This window comes from Candidatus Cloacimonadota bacterium, from assembly GCA_011372345.1.
Taxonomy (GTDB): domain Bacteria; phylum Cloacimonadota; class Cloacimonadia; order Cloacimonadales; family TCS61; genus DRTC01.
Genome location: DRTC01000565.1, coordinates 1 through 1,808, shown reverse-complemented (window position 1 = coordinate 1,808; position 1,808 = coordinate 1). Strand labels below are relative to the sequence as shown.

The 1,808-nt window shown below is 38.1% G+C and carries 2 protein-coding genes; both read left to right on the top strand.

Translation table 11 applies throughout. The features are described from left to right. On the top strand, nucleotides 1-176 hold a 176-nt coding region (locus ENL20_10790; protein ID HHE39041.1), incomplete at its 5' end, for a T9SS type A sorting domain-containing protein. A gap of 349 nt (nucleotides 177-525) precedes the next feature. Beyond that, nucleotides 526-1,808: LamG domain-containing protein (locus ENL20_10785; GenBank protein HHE39040.1), on the top strand; the 1,283-nt coding region annotated here is incomplete at its 3' end.

Genomic DNA, 1,808 nt, shown 5'->3' with positions numbered 1-1,808 from the left:
TCTATAATACGAGAGGACAATTGATTAGAACTTTCAAGAAAGAAAATGCGGAAAAAGGTGAGTTCGTTTGGAACGGAACGGATAGTAACGATAATGCCGTATCTTCCGGAATCTACTTCTATAAACTCGAAGCAGGAAATGAAACCTACATTAAAAAACTGATCTTAATGGATTAAACAAGACTCGACTTCACAGCGCAGCGTGGAGTTGAGGATTGTTTACGACAGACAGAAAAGATCATGATGAAATGCCGGTAGAATATTTTTAACTGTGGTTTGTTCTCAACTCGAGCTTCTGTCTTCGCTTCGCCAAGACAGGTCGCATCAAGTCGAGCCCAAACCTGATGGATTAATGTTGATAAAGACCTTCAAGGTTTCAAAAACCTTGAAGGTCTAATTCCGATAATATAAAAAAATAAAACGAATGATTTGACATAAATATTCATTTCAAATTGTTTTGAACTTGTTGAAAAGGGTGAAGATATTTGACCTTTTTAAACAACAAAAACACTATTTGGAGGGAATTATGAAAAAAGTTTATTTCCTGATGATTTTATTTTGGCTGCCTTTAATGGTATTAAATGCGCAGGGTACGGGTGGTTACTGTTTAGATTATGATGGCACTGATGATTATGTAGAAGTACCCGATTCTCCAACTCTTAATTTAGGAACAGGTGACTTCACTATTTCTTTATGGGTGAATTCTTCTCTGTCTAACGATGGAGTTCTCATTGAAAAAATTTGGGATGCAAGAAGTTCCTCAGGAGGAAACGGATGGGCAATACAACTTCTTTCAACCGGTAGATTCAGGTTCTCAATCGCTGATACTTATGGAGAAACTCCCACTGATTTTAATTCAATCGCCGGTAATAATTGGAATGACGGTTCATGGCACCATCTTTCCATCGTTGTAGATCGTAGTAGTAATGTGAATTTTTATATCGATGGAAATGCTGATAGAACGGGAGATGTTAGTTCTGAATCAGGAAGTTTATCCAATGATTACCCCCTTCTGATTGGAATAAACTATAACAAAAATGCTACTAAAGATTTTCCATTCGATGGTCTTATCGATGAAGTTCGTATCTGGGGAACAACTCTCTCGCAATCAACAATACAAGCCTGGAAGAATAAAAATCTTGATAACAGCCATCCCCATTGGTCTGCTCTGAAAGGTTATTGGAAATTCGACGATGGTTCACCCGGTCAAACAACAGCAGATTCCAGTGATAATAGTAATAACGGAACACTTGGAAGTACAACAGGTATCGATGCAAATGATCCGAATTGGGTAGATTCAGATGCTCCCCTTCCTGTAATTCTTGCTTCTTTCACAGCAATTTACGCAAACGGCTACTCCCTCCTCCACTGGACAACTCAATCCGAATCCAATAATCAAGGTTGGAATATCTACCGCTCTGAAACCGATTTGGAAGATGCTGTTCAGATCAATGGTTTTCTAATAAATGGAGCAGGAACAACTACCGAACCGACGGAATACGAATTCTCCGATGAAGAAGACTTGATTTTTAACACAACCTTCAATGACTGGTTGGAAAGCATCTGTTTTTCCGGTGAAACTGTGATCCATTCTCCTATTTCTCGCACAATCCCGGAACCCGGAGATAATCCCGATATTCCTCAAATAATTTCTGATATCAACAATTATCCCAATCCTTTCTCCAATAATACGGAAATCAGTTTTATGATGAATGAACCTGCGAATGTAAAAATAACAATTCATAATATCAAAGGACAGGAAATTATCCAATTGTATGATGGATATTGTGCAGAAGATCAGTTCTCAAC